The sequence below is a fragment of the Capnocytophaga sp. oral taxon 903 genome, assembly GCF_013394785.1.
Classification (GTDB): domain Bacteria; phylum Bacteroidota; class Bacteroidia; order Flavobacteriales; family Flavobacteriaceae; genus Capnocytophaga; species Capnocytophaga ochracea.
Map to the genome: position 1 here is coordinate 2517171 of NZ_JABXYW010000002.1, position 18562 is coordinate 2535732.

Below are 18562 nucleotides of genomic sequence, written 5' to 3' on the forward strand. Positions count from 1 at the left end.
CGAACAAAAGACGAACAAAAGACGGTGCGAGCCGCACCGGCAGATAGAGAAAAGACGAAGAGAACCTCCCCCTTACACATACCCAGCTTTCGCTGGCTTCCTCCAAAGGGGGAATTACAGCGACGTAAAGACGAACAAAAGACGAACAATGAACGAACAAAAGACGAACAAAAGACGAACAAAAGACGAACAAAAGACGAACAAAAGACGAACAAAAGACGAACAAAAGACGGTGCGAGCCGCACCGGCAGATAGAGAAAAGACGAAGAGAACCTCCCCCTTACACATACCCAGCTTTCGCTGGCTTCCTCCAAAGGGGGAATTACAGCGACGTAAAGACGAACAAAAGACGAACAATGAACGAACAAAAGACGAACAAAAGACGAACAAAAAACGAACAAAAAACGAACAAAAGACGAACAAAAGACGAACAAAAGACGAACAAAAGACGAACAAAAGACGAACAAAAGACGAACAAAAGACGAACAAAAGACGAACAAAAGACGAACAAAAGACGAACAAAAGACGAACAAAAGACGGTGCGATCCGCACGGGCAGATAAACAAATGACGAACAATGAACGAAGGATAAATGATGATAAAATAAAGGTAAGATGAAGATATAATATATCAAGTTTTAACTTTGCCAAAGTTTGAAATTTTCGCAAAGTGAGGACAAATATCTTGCAAAGTGTTGTTCAATAAACGTTTTTTCCTATCGATGTTGATAAAAAGAGGCTACTTAGTTTTTTTATTCCTGTAAAAATACTGTACCTTTGTCCGCTGAATACAAAACCTTACAGCAGTTACATTATTGAGTTATGTTTTTATTTTTTGACTTTAGCTTTCACCCTACCATAGAACTGGCTTTGCCTAATGCTTATTTAGCCGAAAAACAAAACGGATACGCCTCGTTTTACAAGAAAGCTACCACAGAAGTATTACATAGTTTGACTAACTTTGAACTATCAGAAAGTGAAAAAGAGGCTTTAAGTATCGTAAATAGTCTACAACCTAATATTCTACATCAAAAATATATCAAAAAAGGGGATAGTTTTGAGGAAATATACAAAAATACCCAAATTAAAAAGCATATTCAGCAACAAATAGAAGAAAAAACAGCTGAATTACTTTCTATTATTGCAGAAAATAGTTTGTTTATCACTACTAACCACAATCACAAAGACGATATCAGTAAAAAAATACTAACCACAAGCACGAATATAATTGAACCTCTATTGGAATTTACAAAAATTGAAGGAGGTATTCGTTATCGGTTGTTGTTACAGAAAGACGATGAAAAATTATTGCCTTGTGAAAGCCATATCGAACTGCTGAACAACTCATACGCTTGGATTGTACTCAAAGGGCAAGTAGTGCGAGTAGCTCATATTAAAGCTTCGCACCTTAAACCTTTTTTGAATAAAGAAAGTACCTTTATTCCCGAAAAAACTTTCCCCGAATACTTCGAGAAATTCCTTAAAAAAGTACTTAGAAATGCACAGGTAGAAGCAAAAGGCTTTAAAATTATTACTCAGAATGAATTAAAAAGTAGTGAATTGGATATTTTATACGATTTCTTTGCCAATCATTACAAAATATACATACACTTTGATTACAATGGTTATACTTTTGACAGTAATCAAGCGAAAAACAATCAGTCGAACTTAGAAATAAGCCCCAATAACGACATAAAAATATATAATTACCAACGAAATAAAGAAGAAGAAACAAGAAAGTATCGCCTTTTGGAACAGTTAGGTTTTGTGAACGACGGAGGTACTTTTTCAGTTGAAAGTAAAGACCCTTTTGCTTCGTATTTTCATCTGTTGCACTGCAAAAAAGATTTGGAAGAAGCAGGTTTTGGCTTTCATACTTTTAGCATAGAAGGTGGAAAAGAGATCAGTGAACATCTGCCTGAGCTCATTTTTGCAGAAACAAGTACCGAAAACGATTGGTTTGACCTCAATATAAGAGTAAAACAGGGAGAAAATAGCTTTCATTTTAAAGATTTAATCAAGAATTTGAAAGAAAATAACCCTATTTACTTACTTCCTGACGGGAAAGCCTTCATTATTCCTCAAGAATGGTTTAGTAAGTTTGGTAGTATTGCCAAATATGCACAAATTAGGCAGGAGAAACTGCAAATTAGCAAGAGTAACTATGCACTTTTGGAAGCTATACCCGAGATAAAACCTCAGAACTTAGTAGAAAAAGTGAATTATACCCCCTCGCCTAACCTACGAGCTACCTTACGTCCGTATCAAATAGAGGGTGTGGAGTGGCTTTTACAACACTATTACAATGGTGTGGGGGCGTGCCTTGCTGATGATATGGGACTTGGGAAAACACTACAAACCATTGCCTTATTAGTGGCTATACACGATGCTTTACCCGAAAAAGCGATTGAAACTGCCGACCTTTTTTCAGGGATAGAAAAGAGTAAAGAGGCTCTAAAAGTATTGGTTATTCTGCCTTCATCGCTTATTTTTAATTGGTATGACGAGACTAAAAGGTTTGCCCCACATTTTAAATGCACACAATACGTGGGGACTGACCGAAAAGTAAAAGCCAAACGCTTAGGCAATTACGATGTGGTTTTTACCAGTTATCCGATAATAGAACGCGATGTGGAACTCTTCCAAAAGTACGAATTTAGGTATATCATTTTAGATGAAAGCCAGCGTATTAAAAACAAGAACTCAAAGACATTCAAAGCAATACATACCTTAAAAGCGACTCATCGCATTGCGCTGAGTGGGACACCTATTGAGAACTCACTCAGTGACTTATGGTCGCAGATGCAATTTATCAATCCGAATATACTGAAAAGTTATGCTTCGTTTTACAAGAACTATGAAGTAGAAATCAGCAAAAAGAAAAACGCACAAGCCTTAGAGGAGTTAAAGACTATTATCAGTCCGTTTTTACTAAGGCGGACAAAGGAGCAAGTGCTTGACGATTTGCCAGAAATGGAAGAGCAAATTATCTACTGTCCTATGAGTGAAGCCCAACACAAATGGTATGAAACAGAAAAATCGAAAGTGCGTAACCAGCTTTTACAAATTAATGAGCCAATCACTGAATTTAATACCCTAAATATGCTAATAAGGCTTAGAAAAATAAGCCTACACCCTAAATTAGTAGATAAAGAGAGTAAAATTGCATCAGGAAAGTACGAAGAAGTGATAAATTATATGGAGGAATTGCTACAATCATCTCGAAAAGCACTTATTTTTAGCAGTTTTGTGAGTCATTTAGCACTTTATGAAGAATGGTGTAACAAAAAAGGGATAAAATATGCTAAACTAACAGGCGAAACACCCTCGTTTGAGCGCAAAAACCAAGTAGAGATGTTTCAGAACAATCCTACTATATCATTCTTTTTCATTTCGCTTAAAGCAGGTGAGGTAGGGTTAAATCTCACGCAAGCATCTTATGTTTTGTTATTAGACCCGTGGTGGAATCCGTTTTCTGAAAAGCAAGCTATTGGGAGGGCTCACCGTATAGGGCAACAAAATAAAGTGAACGTGATACGCTTTGTGAGCAAGGATACCATTGAGGAAAAAATCATCAAATTACAGAAAAGTAAAACAGAACTTTCCGAAAACATTATTGATGAAAATCACATCATTAAGGAAGTAATGGAACAAATTGATAGCTTATTGGAATAATTTTTGTGCAATATTTTATTGTTAATTATCAATTATTTTTTACCTTTGCATTATTATGAAGATTAGATTATTTAAATTACCAAAGAACAAGCGCTTTAACTATACTCCTCGTTACTACGAAGGGAAGGAAGAAGGCAACCCTTTTGAGATGGGCTCACGCATTCGCAAAGACCGCGAAACCGTAACGAACCACTTCACGGAAGAATGGCGTTCTATCCGCAGTGAGAGTCGCAACCGAAAAAACGCAGGGGTAAACAAAACTTTTTGGATAGTGTTATTAGTATTAATATTGATAACTCTTTACTTCCTTGACTTTGATTTATCAATATTCAGAAGACATTAACAAAGTTACAAGAAAATATGAAAAAAACTATTGCAATTTGTGTACTCATAGCGGTGGCGATAGGATTAGGCTCTTTTTATTGGGTGAAACAGCAACGCGAATGCAAAGAAGCAGAGTACAACTACCAAGTAATAAGAAAAGGGCTTTTAATACTCTCAGAGGAATATAATAAAGGCGCTGAGAAAGTGCAATACCTCAAAGAATATGAAGAAACTAAAAACAAAATCGTTAAAGAACATTAACAACATATTGTTACTATGAAAATAAAGAAAATATTAATGCTATCTGCTTTTTGGGTGACCATAGCTGTTAACGGACAAACAGCCTTTGAAAAGTTAGAAACCAATAAAGATATTAGCACTGTGGTAGTATCGCAGAAGATGTTTCAGATGCTATCAAAAATTGACAGTAAAGATGCAGAAGCTAAAGAGTTTATGGAAGTTGCTAATAAGCTCAAAGGAATGAAGATATTCACGACTGAGAGTAAAACGGCTGCTGGGCTAATGAAAACAGAAGCACAACAGTACCTTAAAACAGCAGGGCTATCAGAATTAATGCGAGTAAAAGACAAAGCTCAAAATGTGAAATTCTACACCAAAGAAGGGAAAGATGCTACCCACGTATCGGAACTGCTAATGCTTGTAGAACCGACCGAGACTTCAAAACAAACTATAGTACTATCGCTCACAGGCGATATAGACCTTAATAAAATAAGCGTTTTAACCAAAAATATGAACCTCCCACAAGAGGTTAAAGAAATAAAGTAGCAGAAAAATGGCAAGATATGAATTAATATTCCCTTCATTAGGAGAAAGTGTAACAGAGGCTGTTGTTACCAATTGGCTGAAAAAAGTAGGCGATCCTGTAGAAGCCGAAGAAAGTATTGTGGAAGTATCTACAGATAAAGTAGATACTGAAGTACCTACTGATGTGTCGGGTATATTGGCTGAAATCAAGTTTCAAGTGAATGACGTCGTGAAAGTAGGTGAAGTAATAGCTGTTATTGAGACACAAGAAGAGATTAGCACTTCTGGAGAGGCGCTTGATGTTGTACAACAATCGGTTGCAAGTTTAGAAAAGAACATTGCTAACATACAACAAAGTACCTCAGCTCAGCCACAAGTAGACTTTAGCAAAACAGAGCGTTTCTATTCACCTTTGGTAAAGAATATCGCTAAGAAAGAAGGTATCAGTTTAAGCGAGTTAGACAGCATCAAAGGAACAGGCTTAAACGACCGTGTAACTAAGAGTGATATTCTTGACTATCTATCGCATAGGACACAAGGAAAAGCAAAGCCTTCAGCTACTTTTGATGCTACTCCTGCCGATAAGAGAGTTTATACCAAACGCGGTGAAGAACGAATTGAGATGAGTCGTATGGGTAAACTCATTGCAGAGCATATGCTAAAAAGCAAACTTACTTCAGCACACGTACAAAGTTTTATTGAGGTAGATGTAACCCGTATATGGAAATGGCGCAATAAAGTAAAAAAAGCATTTGAAGAGCGCGAAGGTGAGAAATTCACTTTTACACCTATCTTTATGGAAGTGGTAGCCAAAGCACTTGTTGATTTTCCTATGATGAATGTCTCAGTAGAAGGAGATAGCATTATCAAGAAGAGAAATATTAATATTGGTATGGCTACTGCGCTATCAGACGGTAACCTAATTGTTCCCGTTATAAAAAACGCTGATGAGCTCAGTTTAAGAGGTATGGCAAAAGTAGTAAATGACCTTGCTAATAGAGCTCGTGCTAATGCACTCAAGCCCGATGAAGTGAAAGATGGCACATATACAGTAACCAATATAGGTTCATTTGGCACTTTGTTTGGCACTCCTATTATTAATCAGCCACAAGTAGGTATCTTAGCAATAGGAGCTATCCAAAAAGTTCCTGCTGTAATTGAAACTCCAGAAGGAGACACAATAGGCATTCGTTATAAACTAATGCTTTCTCACAGTTATGACCATCGTGTTGTAAATGGAGCCTTAGGAGGAATGTTTGTACAGCGTGTAGCTAAATATCTTGAAGAGTGGGATATGAATAGAGTACTATAAAATAATTTCAATAATGTGATTATATAGAAAAACGGGAAGTTTAATTAAAACTTCCCGTTTTTATTAGAATATGGTTTTTCTCATAGATGAGTCCTATAAAACTAATCTACATTGTCGTGTAAATAAGAATTATTTTTTCTTATTTGCATCTCTCCTGCACTATCTTTCCCCATAGAGGTACGTGATTGATTATTACTTCCAAACTTGTAGTTATAATCTTGCAAACGATTGGAACGAGAGCGTTTCATTACATCAGAGATTCTACTGTCAATAGGGTTCAAAGAAGACTCTATATCCTCTTCTTCTGCAAACATATCTAATTGACCTGAAGAAGTAGAAGTTTTGGACTTAGAATCCTCTTCTTTCTTATAAAGAATAAACTCGTTTGAGTTTTTATCTTCTGTAAAAGAGGTTGGCTTTGCTTCTATAAAAGTTCTTTCAAGCTCTGTATAGTCTTCTAAAGTATAACGAATTTCTCCCTCTTGATTTACAATAGGAGGATTCTTCCGGCGTTCTACTTGAGGGGCTTCTTTATGAATATCCTCACTCAATTGGTGAATAATTGGAGCTTCTTTTTTGGGCTCTTCGTGTTTTACTAATGTTGGTTGCTGGGTTTGCACTTCAGCTTTTTTTTCAATAGTCTGAAAACTATTCTTTTTAGGAATAGACTTATCTACTATCACAAACTCATCATTTACAGCAGTAACTATTTCACAATCCACCCAAATATTAAATAAATCTGATAGCGAAGACTCTTTCTTTATTTCAGAGATTGAGGAAATAGGATAACTGCTACTTATAGCATTAACCACAGTTCCTTTAGGTTCTGTTAAATCACGAGTAGCTGTTTGGTTTTCCTCAAGAATATGTATTACCTTTTTGGTTTCAGCGTTCACTATTTCTTGTTGTTGGTCAGCATCAAAGCCTGTGGCAATCACTATCACAGAAATAGCTTCTCCTAATGATTCATCTTCACCTATCCCATAGATAAGGTCAGCCATATTATCACCTGCTTGCTCTTGAATAAAACTACTTATTTCAGTAACTTCACGTTGAGTTGCTTCTTTTTTACCATAAGTAATCAAAAGAAGAGCATTTTTAGCACCTGCTATCTTATTATCATTTAGTAAAGGAGAGTTTAAAGCAGCTGCTACAGCTTCATAAGCTCTATTATCACCTTCAGCTGAGGCTGAGCCCATAATAGCCGTACCCCCGTTTTCAAGTACGGTACGAGCATCGCGTAAGTCGATATTTACAAGGTAATGCTTACTGATTACCTCAGCCATACCTTTAGCTCCTTTTAATAATATCTCATTCGCCTTCCCATAACTCTCTTTAATACTCAAATCACCGTATATTTCGTTGATTTTATTATTATTGATAACAATAAGAGAATCTACACATTCACGTAGTTTCTTAATACCCGCCTGTGCTTGTCGACTGCGTTTTAAGCCTTCATAATTAAATGGAGTAGTGACAATAGCAACAGTAAGAATACCCATATCCTTAGCTTGCTTAGCTATTACGGGCACTGCTCCTGTTCCTGTTCCACCACCCATACCAGCTGTGATAAACACCATTTGGGTATTCCCTTCCAAAGTACGTTGGATATCCTCAATACTTTCAAGAGCCGCTTTTTCACCAATATCAGGATTGGCTCCTGCTCCTAATCCTTCAGTAAGGGTAACTCCTAATTGAATTTTATTAGGGATAGGGCTGTTTTCCAAAGCTTGTGCATCTGTATTACAGACTACATAATCTACCCCTTTAATACCTTCGTTGTGCATGAAATTCACGGCGTTGCACCCTCCGCCTCCTACGCCAATAACTTTGATATAGTTACTAATATTCTTTGGCAAATCAAATTGAATGTCCGAATTCATATCAAAAAAATCATAATTATTTGTTTCTACTTAATCTTCACTATCTAAAAAGTCCTTTAGTTTTTCATTTAATTTACTCCACCAACCTCTACTAGTTTTATGTGTCTCTAATTCATCATCTTCATCTTTATCTTGAAAAACGTTTATTTTTGGTGAATCTACTATTGTGATAGGTTGTTTTTCAAGTGATGAATCCTGCAAATCTGTTGATAAAGGTTCTACTACCGCTCCCTTTCCGTTGTCTATTGTTTCTTGAGCTTTTACTTCCTGGAAGCGTTTTTTAAATTGCTCTTCGGCTTCATTTTCAATAGCACTCATTACAAGCCCTATAGCCGTGGAGTAAATAGGCGAAGTAAGTTTAGGGTCAGAGTTACCTGCTAAGTGCTCATTAGGATAACCTATGCGAGCATCCATTCCCGTAATATATTCTACTAACTGAACAATATGCTTCAGTTGGCTTCCACCTCCTGTGAGTACTACTCCGGCAAACAGTTTCTTTTTAGTTTCTTCGTGACCGTAATTTTTAATCACGTTAAATACTAAATTGATAATCTCACTTACTCTTGCGTGAATAATTTTAGAAAGGTTTTTAAGTGTTATTTCTTTAGGCTCCTTCCCTTTAATACCAGGAATAGATACTATCTCATTATCTCGGTTCTCTCCTGGCCAAGCCGACCCAAATTCTACTTTCAGCATCTCGGCTTGACGGGTGAGTATTCCACAACCTTCTTTTATATCATCAGTAATAATATTACCTCCTAAAGGCACTACGGCTGTATGGCGGATAATACCATCTTTAAAGATAGCTACATCGGTGGTACCACCTCCTATATCCACTAACACCACTCCTGCATCTTTTTCCTCTTCACTTAATACAGCTTTAGCAGAAGCAATAGGTTCCAAAGTAAGACCTATGGGCTTTAGATGTGCCATTTCCACACAACGAGTAATCCCTTTGATAGCGCTTACTTGCCCGATAACTAAGTGAAAAGTAGCATCTAAACGCGTCCCCATCATACCGATAGGTTCTTTAATATCTCCCACATTATCTACTTTATAGTCCTGAGGGAGTGCGTGAATTATCTTTTGTCCCGGTGAAAGTGCTATAGAGAACACCTGTTCTTTCAAGCGTTCCAAATCGTCAAAGTCTATAAGTTGTTCAGGGTCTGTACGGGTAATATAATCGCTATGTGAACGACTTATGATATTTTGTCCTGCGATACCTGCTTCTACGTTCTCAATTTCTAAGCCTGTCTTTTCTTTGGCATCTTGAATAGCATCCATAATAGATTGAGTAGTTTTAGCAATGTTAGTTACTACTCCTTTATTGATGCCTTCACTTTTAGATTGCCCATAACCTAAAATCTGAATTTTCCCGTATTCGTTCTTTGCCCCTACCATAGTTACAATCTTGGTAGTCCCGATATCTAACCCTACGTAATACTTGTTATATTTCATTTTTCACTTAAACAACTATATCTAGATGTATAGCCGATAATTTTTTGTTTAATTCGTTATTAATTAGGTCGCTCTATTCGTGTCTTTACACTTCTTTAGACGTAGCAAAGATATAGAAAAAAAGAAACTTTACAGCATTTTTTTATTAATAAGTTATCAACATTTTTATAAATAGCTGATAATCAATGTTAATAATTTGCTAAATTTCTGCTTTATTCCCCTCAATTTTAGTCTTTTTCTCTCTGTTTTTATCACTTTTGTGTAATCAATCGCTTACGTGCCCTCTCCAAATCTTCGGGGGTATCAATCCCTATGGTAGGAATATTGGTAAGTGCTAAACGTATTTTAAACCCATTTTCTAAGTAACGAAGTTGTTCTAATTTTTCCGTTTCTTCTAATAAGGAAGGAGGTAACTCGGTAAACTGTTGTAACGCTTCTTTACGATAGGCGTAAATACCTATGTGTTTGTAATAAGATACCTCGGTGTTAGGGTCGCGAGGAAAGGGAATGATATTCCTCGAAAAATAGAGTGCCTCTCCAAATTTGTTCACTACTACCTTCACATTGTTTGGGTTTGCAATATCATCTGGGTCGGTAATACGCTCCATTAGGCTTGCTACCGCTATGCTTTTAGTAAGGTCTTTAACAAAAATGTCAATTACTTTTTGTAAGTTCTCTTTATCAGTAAAAGGCTCATCACCTTGTACATTTACAATAATATCTACGTCTAAATCTCTTGAAGCTTCTGCCAAACGGTCACTGCCACTATTGTGTTCTTTTTTACTGCGAATTACTTTGCCTCCTACCTCTCGTATCGCCTTTTCTATACGGTCGTCATCAGTTACCACATACACTTCGTCAAACAAGCGGGTATCAGCTACACGTTCATAAGTATGTGCAATTACAGGCTTGCCACAAAGGTCTTGCATCAGCTTTGCAGGAAAGCGGGTCGCTCCGTAGCGGGCAGGTATCATTGCTATCAGTTTCATCTCTAATTTAGTATAAACAATATTAATAACGTTAAGGGCATTAGCAAATCAGGAAGAATAATCCATACGTTCCCTTTGTTGAAATTGTGTTTTCGCTTCATCTCAGCGATGTGTAACAAGACTGCTCCCATCAAGAATACGCTAAACGGAATAGCCGTTGCCAACCAGAATCCGTCGCGAAACCAATGGCACAATATACCACAAATGCCTATCCCCAACGACACAAAACCCAATTCTTTTTGAAAACCATTAGATGCCCACCCTATGGTTTTAGCTACTTTCTCACTGAGTACCGAGTGCCCTACAAAGTTAAACAACCCAAAAAAGCCTACTCCATAAACCAAATGAGTGTATAATGCGGTATATACAAAGCTTTCATCGAAAGAAAAAGCATACAGTACAACAGCTAATATCCAACAAATAAAATATACAATAAGATATATCATAGTATTGTAACTATACAAAAGGGACTATCTTTCTCTTGAGTTAGACAGTCCCTTTCTTTATATAATCATTTCTACTTCATTATTCTGCCACTTGGGGTTTCATCTGGAAATCCTCCATAAACTTAGTAGTGTAATTGCCTGCTAAGTAATCGGGGTCGTCCATTAGTTGCAAGTGGAACGGAATCGTGGTTTTCACTCCTTCTACTACAAACTCGTCTAAGGCGCGTTTCATCTTGGCAATTGCTTCCTCACGGGTTTGCGCTGTAGTGATGAGTTTCGCAATCATCGAGTCGTAGTTAGGCGGAATTACATAACCACTGTACACGTGAGTATCGAGGCGCACTCCGTGACCTCCTGGGGCGTGCAAGGTGGTAATCTTACCTGGCGACGGACGGAAGTCGTTATAAGGGTCTTCCGCATTGATACGACACTCTATGGCGTGCAGTTTAGGTGTGTAGTTCTTACCTGAGATAGGCACTCCGGCAGCTACCAATATCTGCTCGCGAATAAGGTCGTAGTCTATCACCTGTTCAGTGATAGGGTGCTCTACTTGTATACGAGTATTCATCTCCATAAAGTAGAAATTGCGGTCTTTGTCTACCAAGAACTCTACTGTTCCTGCCCCTTCATATTTGATATACTCAGCAGCTTTCACTGCAGCTTCTCCCATACGCTTGCGAAGGTCGTCCGTCATAAAAGGCGACGGCGTTTCTTCGGTAAGTTTCTGGTGGCGACGCTGTATCGAGCAGTCGCGTTCTGAAAGGTGACAAGCCTTGCCGTATTGGTCGCCTACGATTTGTATCTCAATGTGACGAGGGTCTACAATCAGCTTTTCCATATACATCGCATCGTTACCAAAGGCAGCTCCTGCTTCCTGCATCGCACTGTTGAGGGCTTTCTCGAGGTCTTCCTCTTTCCACACATCGCGCATACCGCGACCTCCCCCACCGGCAGTAGCTTTCAGCATTACAGGATAGCCTATTTCTTTGGCTATTTTTTTAGCGTGCTCCAATGATTCTACGAGCCCGTCAGAACCTGGTACGGTAGGCACTCCTGCGGCTTTCATAGTCGCTTTGGCTGATGCCTTATCACCCATTTTTTCAATCATTTCAGGCGATGCGCCTATAAACTTAATGCCGTGTTCCGCACAAATCTTCGAGAATTTCGCATTTTCCGAAAGAAATCCGTAACCTGGGTGTATGGCATCGGCATTGGTAATTTCGGCAGCGGCTATAATATTAGGTATTTTTAAGTATGAATCTTTGCTGGGTGGAGGACCTATACACACAGCTTCATCGGCAAAACGCACGTGCAAGCTGTCAGCATCGGCAGTAGAATATACGGCTACCGATTTGATACCCATTTCGCGACACGTACGTATCACGCGTAAGGCAATTTCTCCACGGTTGGCTATCAATATTTTTTTAAACATAATTGTTTGGTTTATGAAGGATCCACTAAATACAATGGCTGGTCAAATTCTACAGGTGAAGAATCATCAACCAATATTTTAACTATCTTACCAGAAACTTCTGATTCTATTTCGTTGAAGAGTTTCATCGCCTCAATAATGCAAATCACACTACCTTTGGCTATGGTAGAACCTACTTCCACAAATAGCGGTTTGTCTGGACCAGGACGACGATAAAAAGTACCAATCATCGGCGATTTGATAGTAATGTATTTGCTATCGTCATCGGCAAGTGTTGCTGGTTTGCTGTCAGCAGGTTCAGCTGTAGGAAGTTGTTGTACAGGCACTTGCTGTTGCAAAGGCAATTGCGGTAGCTGTTGTGCTACGGGCAATTGTTGTACAAACACTTGCTCTTTGCCACTTTCATCAGGGTTCGTTTTAATGGTGATTTTTACATCTTCCATTTCCAATTTCACTTCGCTTGCCCCCGACTTGGCAACAAACTTAATTAAATTTTGAATGTCTCTTAAATCCATACGTATATTGTATTTTTCTCAATGGTTGTTCCTTATTTGTGATAAAGGGCTCCGTCGTATGCCCATTTTAAGTAAATAGCTCCCCAAGTGAAACCTCCTCCAAAGGCTGCCAATACTATATTGTCCCCTTTTTTGAGTTGGTTTTCGTAGTCGTTAAGAGCTAAGATGATGGTTGCCGAAGTTGTATTGCCGTACTTGTGAATGTTGAGCATCACTTTTTCAGCAGGTAATCCCATACGCTCGGCAGTAGCATCAATAATGCGTTTATTAGCTTGGTGAGGCGTAAGCCATTGTACTTCGTTTGAGGTCAAACCGTTGCGTTTAATAAGCTCCTCTGCTATGTCAGCCATTCCTGTAACCGCATATTTAAACACCGTTTTACCGTCTTGGAATACAAAATGGTCTTTGTTAGCCACTGTTTCAGCCGTAGTCGGACAGAGAGAACCTCCTGCTTTTATGTACAAATAGTTACGTCCTATGCCATCACTTCTTAAAAGTTCGTCCTGTACACCTAAACCTTCGTAGTTAGGTTCAAAGAGTGCAGCTCCTCCCCCATCGCCGAAGATAATGCAAGTAGCTCTATCGGTATAGTCTATGATAGACGACATTTTATCTGCCCCCACCAAGAGCACTTTTTTATAACGCCCTGATTCTATGTATTTAGCAGCTACCGAAACCCCAAATAGGAAGCTCGAACACGCAGCTTGCAAATCGAATGAAAAAGCATTCACAGCGCCTATTTGCGACGCTACATAAGGACCTGTAAGGGCTACAGGCATATCAGGGGTAGCCGTCGCCAAAATAACTAAGTCTATTTCTTTGGGGTCGAGACCTGTTTTGCGAATAAGGTCTTTAGCGGCTTCAATGCCTAAAAATGATGAACCTTTATTAGGGTCTTTAAGTATGCGTCTTTCTTTGATACCTGTACGGGTGTAAATCCACTCATCGTTAGTATCTACCATTTTTTCTAACATTTCATTGGTTAGAACATCTTCAGGTACATAGCCTCCGATAGCCGTAATGGCAGCGGTTATTTTCTCCATCGTAATTCTCTAAATTAATTTTTATATAACTCACATAGTGATTATTAACTCCAATAAGTAGTTTTTTCACAAAGCCCACTATGTAAATTTGGGGCAAAAGTACATAATATTTTTGATTTAGCACCAATATGCAAAGAGTTTTTTTACTGAATATCCTTTTAAAAGCTTATTTTTAATGATGCAAAATTTTTACAAATAAATAAAACCCTAATAAAATGAACTTTTAAACTATTATAAAACACCCTATCTCCACCCTGCTACTCAGGTTTCACTCGTTCATCGTTTGTTTATGTATAAACTTTGCAGAAGTCTGAAACTCTATCAAAGTTGAAAACCTCCAATAATCATCTTTTTATCTTTACCTCAACTTCAACTTACCTTCGCTTTAGCATCGCTCTTCCTTCGTCTTTTTCTCATCTGCCCGTGCGGCTCGCACCGTCTTTTATTCGTTCTTTGTTCGTCTTTTGTTCGTCTTTTCTCTATCTGCCCGTGCAAATCGCACCGTCTTTTGTTTATCTGCCCGTGCGGCTCGCACCGTCTTTCCTATAAGCTTTCTATAAGCTTCTCCCAAATTAACCATTAACCATTAATCATTAAATAAGGCTTCCTATAAGCTCTCTAAATCTACATTATTTTATTTCCCCTCCCCCATTTGCTAATTTGCTAATTAACCCATTTACTAATTTTATCCGCTTGTGTGGCTTGCACCTGCCAGTGTGGCTCACACCTCACACCGTCATTGATTGGGTATTATTGGTATTTCTGGCATTTCTGATATTAATCAGTATTATTGGCATTTTTGATATTAATTCAGTTTCAATTCGTATCTTTGCAAAGTAATTATAAACTTTTGTACCAATGAAAATATTCTATGCGGTTGCTATTATTGGAATTATGCTATTGGGCATAGCCCATTCAGCACTTAGTTTCAAGAAATACGACCAACTTTCGGCAGAAGCCTTTTGGTTTTTCAGTGCAGGGTTAGCCCTTATCTTTGCCGGTTTAGCCAATGGCTTACACTATCAGTTACAACTGCCTATTACTTTTCGTTATGTACTTGCTATAAACGTGCTATTAGTACTTTTTACAGTATTTTTAGCAATAAAAGTACCTGCTCCCACTACTTTTTTAGTAGCGATATTCTCAGCACTACTTTGCATAGCAATTTTACTAAACAAATAGATAGGCAAGTTATTGTATTCATAACTCAATTACGATGAGTTTAATAAAAAAGAGCTGTCCATTGCTGAACAGCTCTTTTTATCCGCTCTGTGTGAGACTTTAAAAAGAATGAAGCTCTATTTTCTTTTAATTTGTAACTAATTTTTATTTCAATTTTTGCCGTTTGCGACACTTCTTTTAAAACAAATTTTCATTAAACCTTACACTTACTTCCCTTTAAGGCTTATAAATAACTTTACCATTAGAAATAGACCCAAACTCATAAGTGATAATATAGAATCCTTTTGCGTATCTCGACATATTAAAATCTAAACTTTTGCCGAAATCTAAGTCTCCTTGTAAAATTCTCTTACCCGAAAAGTCAAATACTTTAACCCCAATTTTATCTAAATTATCGCGATTATTTAAGTAGTATAATACTTTTTGGAGCTCTTTATCGTTTAACTCTTTTCCTGAATATTTAGCGTCTAACCATTGCTGTAAATCCTCTGTTTGAACACGCAAAATCGAAGCCCTATTCGTGAAAAATTCATATACAGGAATATCTTCATTTGTGCTTTTAACGGGACTATTATAAGCAGAAGCTGACCTAAATGAAGTTTTAACTATTGCTCCATAATACCTACTAATAGGATCAGACCATCGTGAATAACTCCTACAATCTGATATAAATCTTGCTCTTGTACTCACAACGAAGGGAGTTTGAGTGCGCCTTATAGCTAAAATTTCTACCTCTTGTTCACTATTTTTAAACTCAAAGAAATCGTTAGGGTCTTTATGTAAGATTGTGTTTTCCCATTCTATTTTTCCCATAGGGTAAGAGGTTAAAATCACGTGTTTAATTATATTAGTACTACCTCCACAACAAGGAATTCCATAGGGTGATTGTGGGTGATTGCTAATTGTAGGTTTACTTTTCTTCCACTCACTATCATTATTAACGTAAACCTCTTTTTCAAAAGTTCTTACAGTACCATCTTTATAAGTTACAACAGCTTTAATAGTTCTATTTCCATCCCAATAAGTACCTCTAAACACACAACTTTTAGTACCTTGTCCTGAAACAATTTCCAATCTATATTCAGGATCTTCCCATTTAATAGTAGCATCATTAGGGATAGGAGCTATTAACTCAAAAGTAGCATCTGTTTTCAAGCAAAATTCATCAGGACCTGCGATAGTGGCTTTCTGCAAAGCCTTATAAGCATCTACCAAACCATAACCCATCTCATTGTTCCAAGTTCCATTAGGACGAGTATAAGTGTTTTGGTAGTTATAACCTCCTACTTTTTGTGCAGTTTGTTCTATGATATCAGCTACTTGTTTAGCTGTTAAATCAGGATTTACTGAGAGTATTAAGGCAGCTACTCCTGCTACGTGAGGACAAGCTGAAGAGGTACCATTAAAGCAATTAGTATAATCTTTATCTGAAAAATCTGAAGTTAGTTTAGTACCTCCTGCCTCTCTATGTATAAATACTTTAGGATTATATCCATTATCTCCTTGCAAATCTGTAGTAGCAATAAGAACTCCTGGTGCCATCACATCTAATTCTTTTCCATAACAACTCCCCCATTGTTCTGTATCACAAGAAGAAGGATTCTTTCTTTCCCCACAAGGACTCATAGCTCCTACTGCTATAATATCAGGATTACTATTGGCTGGATATTGCACTTCATTATTACTATTCCCTGTTGCGAAAACTACTACACAACCTTTCCCATTACGCCCTTTTGTTAAAGCATTTGTGATAGCATTATCAACATAACTATTAGGGAGACCTCCCCAAGAATTACTAATAATATCAGCTCCATTTTGCCAAGCCCAATTAATCCCTCCTGATATTTTCATATTTCCGTTAATTATTCCATAAACACCTAAAGGATAACTAATAGACATTAATGTAGATTCAGGAGCAACTCCTGTTATTCCAACTTCATTATCTACAGCCCCTATAATTCCAGCACAAGCAGTTCCGTGGGGTCCCCAAACAGTACTTGGAGAACTTCCTTTTTCCGTATCATAACTTAGAGAGAAGATATTATCTTTTAAATCGGGGTGATTCAATTCTATACCGTGATCAACTACAGCTACTTTTACACCTTTCCCTTTTGAAATTCTCCAAGCTTGTAATGCCTTAATATCGATCTCTTTTCTCCCTCCATACTGTCCTGTATTATTCAACCCCCATTGTTTATCTGTAAATTTATTGGTATCTAAAAGTCTATTGCCTCCAATGAAATCAGGTTCAGCAGTTTCAAAATATTTAGATTCGTAAAATATATTTGCTAATTCTAAGGTATTGTAGATATTTTCTTTTGTTCTCGATAAAGTATACCAAAGAGGCATATATTTATCTTGCATTACCACTCTACATTTATACTTTTCGGCATACTCATAAAGTATTGAAATATCAGATGCCCTTCTGAGTTTTACATAAAAGTAGTTTGAAAGACCTATTTTGTCGTTACCTTTTGTTTTAAAGAGAGGAGAAACAGATAAAATATCAGGATTTGATTTTAATACATTTACTCTATCCTGATAGGTTTGCATTGAAACATCATCACCTATTTTGACTTCTCCTAAATATATTCCTTCACTAAGGGCAGGCCTTCCTTGTATAGAAACATTATTAGGTAATTTAGACACACTCATTTCTTTTGACGAAATAAGAAGGTAGTCCTTATTTAACTCAAGAGCTATTTTTTTACCTTTATAGTAATAAAAATACTCATTAACAGTTTGCCCAATTAAAAATATCGGCAAAAAGAAACTTAATAGTAATATATATCTTTTCATCTTTATTATTTTTCTGGAAAATTAACCTTTATATTGGCATTGTTAGGTAGTTTCTTCACTATAATACCATAATAAAGTACTCTTGGTTGAGTAAAAAATGTATCCGAAAGACCAACTTTGAGAGTATACTCATTATTCCCTTTTTTTCTAAAATCGTAAGATTTCACCCCATAAGTATGAACAAAAAACTTACTTCCTAATAAAACAGTCTGTGTAGAAAAATCTATTTCTTTAAAAATAGTTCTTTCTCCTAGATTCTGATTAGGAAACAAATCTTGTAATTCTTTCCTACTCTGGATTACTTTTAGAGTATCTTTCTCAAGATTAATTCCCAAGAGTTGCTCTTGAGGAATTTCTCTTACAATCACAGCCTCAGGAGAAGTATCCTTGTCTGCTTTTGAGCAACCGCACCCCACTATCACCAATAGCAGTAGTGCTAAAAATGTTTTGATTTTCATAGTTATATTGCTTTTAAAGTTTTATGCTACAAAGTTACGAAAAAATTTGTTATAATATATTGTATTTTACAGAAATCTTTGTTGGGTCATCTATTTTATGATTTACAGCTATATTTTTATTATTCTTAAAATCCAGTGGCAAAGCTGAGCAATCCACAAAACACTTGTCTGCTGTTCTAAAATACTCTCCATTCCTCTCAAAGGTCACCAAGTAATCAACCCTCTTTAATCAATTTGTCTTAAAAAGCTAAGCTTCTACTTGTTTGATTTTTTTAAGGCTTTA

At 37.0% G+C, this 18562-nt stretch carries 17 protein-coding genes; 7 read left to right on the top strand and 10 right to left on the bottom strand.

Going from position 1 to position 18562, the window contains the following annotated elements:
- The first annotated feature begins 148 nt into the window (after positions 1-148).
- The 6 genes from HW279_RS10580 to HW279_RS10605 all read left to right on the top strand — a co-directional run bounded on the left by HW279_RS10580 (position 149) and on the right by HW279_RS10605 (position 6074).
- On the top strand, positions 149-562 hold the full coding sequence (locus HW279_RS10580; protein WP_178958959.1) for a hypothetical protein: 414 nt from the start codon (positions 149-151) through the stop codon (positions 560-562).
- A gap of 258 nt (positions 563-820) precedes the next feature.
- Positions 821-3673 carry a DEAD/DEAH box helicase gene (locus tag HW279_RS10585; RefSeq protein ID WP_178958960.1) on the top strand — a complete coding sequence of 951 codons (2853 nt, stop codon included), beginning with the start codon at positions 821-823 and terminating at the stop codon, positions 3671-3673.
- 55 nt (positions 3674-3728) lie between these two features.
- Positions 3729-4016, top strand: a complete 288-nt coding sequence (locus HW279_RS10590; protein WP_002672706.1) for a hypothetical protein — start codon at positions 3729-3731, stop codon at positions 4014-4016.
- Between the two features lie 17 nt (positions 4017-4033).
- Positions 4034-4258 (top strand): hypothetical protein, encoded by a 225-nt coding sequence (locus HW279_RS10595; RefSeq protein WP_009421325.1) that lies wholly within the window; start codon positions 4034-4036, stop codon positions 4256-4258.
- Between the two features lie 15 nt (positions 4259-4273).
- Positions 4274-4783, top strand: a complete 510-nt coding sequence (locus HW279_RS10600) for a DUF4252 domain-containing protein (RefSeq protein WP_002672710.1) — start codon at positions 4274-4276, stop codon at positions 4781-4783.
- 7 nt (positions 4784-4790) lie between these two features.
- The gene (locus tag HW279_RS10605) at positions 4791-6074 is read left to right on the top strand and encodes a dihydrolipoamide acetyltransferase family protein (protein ID WP_178958961.1); all 1284 of its coding nucleotides are present in this window, start codon (positions 4791-4793) and stop codon (positions 6072-6074) included.
- 101 nt (positions 6075-6175) lie between these two features.
- Here HW279_RS10605 and ftsZ read toward each other — a convergent pair whose 3' ends face one another.
- The 8 genes from ftsZ to HW279_RS10645 all read right to left on the bottom strand — a co-directional run bounded on the left by ftsZ (position 6176) and on the right by HW279_RS10645 (position 14420).
- Positions 6176-7957 carry a cell division protein FtsZ gene (gene ftsZ, locus HW279_RS10610; protein WP_178958962.1) on the bottom strand — a complete coding sequence of 594 codons (1782 nt, stop codon included), beginning with the start codon at positions 7955-7957 and terminating at the stop codon, positions 6176-6178.
- A gap of 30 nt (positions 7958-7987) precedes the next feature.
- Positions 7988-9415, bottom strand: a complete 1428-nt coding sequence (ftsA, locus tag HW279_RS10615) for a cell division protein FtsA (RefSeq protein WP_178958963.1) — start codon at positions 9413-9415, stop codon at positions 7988-7990.
- A gap of 251 nt (positions 9416-9666) precedes the next feature.
- Positions 9667-10404 carry a 3-deoxy-manno-octulosonate cytidylyltransferase gene (kdsB, locus tag HW279_RS10620; RefSeq protein ID WP_178958964.1) on the bottom strand — a complete coding sequence of 246 codons (738 nt, stop codon included), beginning with the start codon at positions 10402-10404 and terminating at the stop codon, positions 9667-9669.
- A gap of 2 nt (positions 10405-10406) precedes the next feature.
- Positions 10407-10850 (bottom strand): DUF6790 family protein, encoded by a 444-nt coding sequence (locus HW279_RS10625; protein ID WP_178958965.1) that lies wholly within the window; start codon positions 10848-10850, stop codon positions 10407-10409.
- A 79-nt stretch (positions 10851-10929) separates the two neighbouring features.
- Positions 10930-12282, bottom strand: a complete 1353-nt coding sequence (gene accC / locus HW279_RS10630) for an acetyl-CoA carboxylase biotin carboxylase subunit (RefSeq protein WP_178958966.1) — start codon at positions 12280-12282, stop codon at positions 10930-10932.
- Between the two features lie 11 nt (positions 12283-12293).
- Positions 12294-12797 carry an acetyl-CoA carboxylase biotin carboxyl carrier protein gene (gene accB, locus HW279_RS10635; RefSeq protein WP_178958967.1) on the bottom strand — a complete coding sequence of 168 codons (504 nt, stop codon included), beginning with the start codon at positions 12795-12797 and terminating at the stop codon, positions 12294-12296.
- 32 nt (positions 12798-12829) lie between these two features.
- Positions 12830-13840, bottom strand: a complete 1011-nt coding sequence (locus HW279_RS10640; protein ID WP_002672722.1) for a beta-ketoacyl-ACP synthase III — start codon at positions 13838-13840, stop codon at positions 12830-12832.
- Positions 13841-14282: 442 nt separating this feature from the next.
- The gene (locus HW279_RS10645; RefSeq protein WP_178958968.1) at positions 14283-14420 is read right to left on the bottom strand and encodes a hypothetical protein; all 138 of its coding nucleotides are present in this window, start codon (positions 14418-14420) and stop codon (positions 14283-14285) included.
- Positions 14421-14698: 278 nt separating this feature from the next.
- On the opposite strand from HW279_RS10645, the gene HW279_RS10650 reads away from it, so the two are divergent.
- Positions 14699-15022, top strand: a complete 324-nt coding sequence (locus tag HW279_RS10650) for a hypothetical protein (protein ID WP_178958969.1) — start codon at positions 14699-14701, stop codon at positions 15020-15022.
- 216 nt (positions 15023-15238) lie between these two features.
- Here the strand turns inward: HW279_RS10650 and HW279_RS10655 are convergent, their stop codons facing one another.
- Both HW279_RS10655 and HW279_RS10660 read right to left on the bottom strand, forming a co-directional pair.
- Positions 15239-17821, bottom strand: a complete 2583-nt coding sequence (locus HW279_RS10655; RefSeq protein ID WP_255495817.1) for a S8 family peptidase — start codon at positions 17819-17821, stop codon at positions 15239-15241.
- Between the two features lie 5 nt (positions 17822-17826).
- On the bottom strand, positions 17827-18279 hold the full coding sequence (locus tag HW279_RS10660; RefSeq protein WP_178958970.1) for a hypothetical protein: 453 nt from the start codon (positions 18277-18279) through the stop codon (positions 17827-17829).
- Between the last annotated feature and the right edge of the window lie 283 nt (positions 18280-18562).

Bases quoted from the DNA above. Each gene is read 5' to 3' on its own strand.
- ftsZ (WP_178958962.1), bottom strand. From the start codon at position 7,957: ATGAATTCGGACATTCAATTTGATTTGCCAAAGAATATTAGTAACTAT.
- HW279_RS10605 (WP_178958961.1), top strand. From the start codon at position 4,791: ATGGCAAGATATGAATTAATATTCCCTTCATTAGGAGAAAGTGTAACA.
- HW279_RS10590 (WP_002672706.1), top strand. From the start codon at position 3,729: ATGAAGATTAGATTATTTAAATTACCAAAGAACAAGCGCTTTAACTAT.
- HW279_RS10585 (WP_178958960.1), top strand. From the start codon at position 821: ATGTTTTTATTTTTTGACTTTAGCTTTCACCCTACCATAGAACTGGCT.
- HW279_RS10595 (WP_009421325.1), top strand. From the start codon at position 4,034: ATGAAAAAAACTATTGCAATTTGTGTACTCATAGCGGTGGCGATAGGA.
- HW279_RS10655 (WP_255495817.1), bottom strand. From the start codon at position 17,821: ATGAAAAGATATATATTACTATTAAGTTTCTTTTTGCCGATATTTTTA.
- HW279_RS10650 (WP_178958969.1), top strand. From the start codon at position 14,699: ATGAAAATATTCTATGCGGTTGCTATTATTGGAATTATGCTATTGGGC.
- HW279_RS10625 (WP_178958965.1), bottom strand. From the start codon at position 10,850: ATGATATATCTTATTGTATATTTTATTTGTTGGATATTAGCTGTTGTA.
- HW279_RS10640 (WP_002672722.1), bottom strand. From the start codon at position 13,840: ATGGAGAAAATAACCGCTGCCATTACGGCTATCGGAGGCTATGTACCT.
- HW279_RS10580 (WP_178958959.1), top strand. From the start codon at position 149: ATGAACGAACAAAAGACGAACAAAAGACGAACAAAAGACGAACAAAAG.
- kdsB (WP_178958964.1), bottom strand. From the start codon at position 10,404: ATGAAACTGATAGCAATGATACCTGCCCGCTACGGAGCGACCCGCTTT.
- ftsA (WP_178958963.1), bottom strand. From the start codon at position 9,415: ATGAAATATAACAAGTATTACGTAGGGTTAGATATCGGGACTACCAAG.
- accC (WP_178958966.1), bottom strand. From the start codon at position 12,282: ATGTTTAAAAAAATATTGATAGCCAACCGTGGAGAAATTGCCTTACGC.
- HW279_RS10645 (WP_178958968.1), bottom strand. From the start codon at position 14,420: ATGGTTAATTTGGGAGAAGCTTATAGAAAGCTTATAGGAAAGACGGTG.
- HW279_RS10600 (WP_002672710.1), top strand. From the start codon at position 4,274: ATGAAAATAAAGAAAATATTAATGCTATCTGCTTTTTGGGTGACCATA.
- accB (WP_178958967.1), bottom strand. From the start codon at position 12,797: ATGGATTTAAGAGACATTCAAAATTTAATTAAGTTTGTTGCCAAGTCG.
- HW279_RS10660 (WP_178958970.1), bottom strand. From the start codon at position 18,279: ATGAAAATCAAAACATTTTTAGCACTACTGCTATTGGTGATAGTGGGG.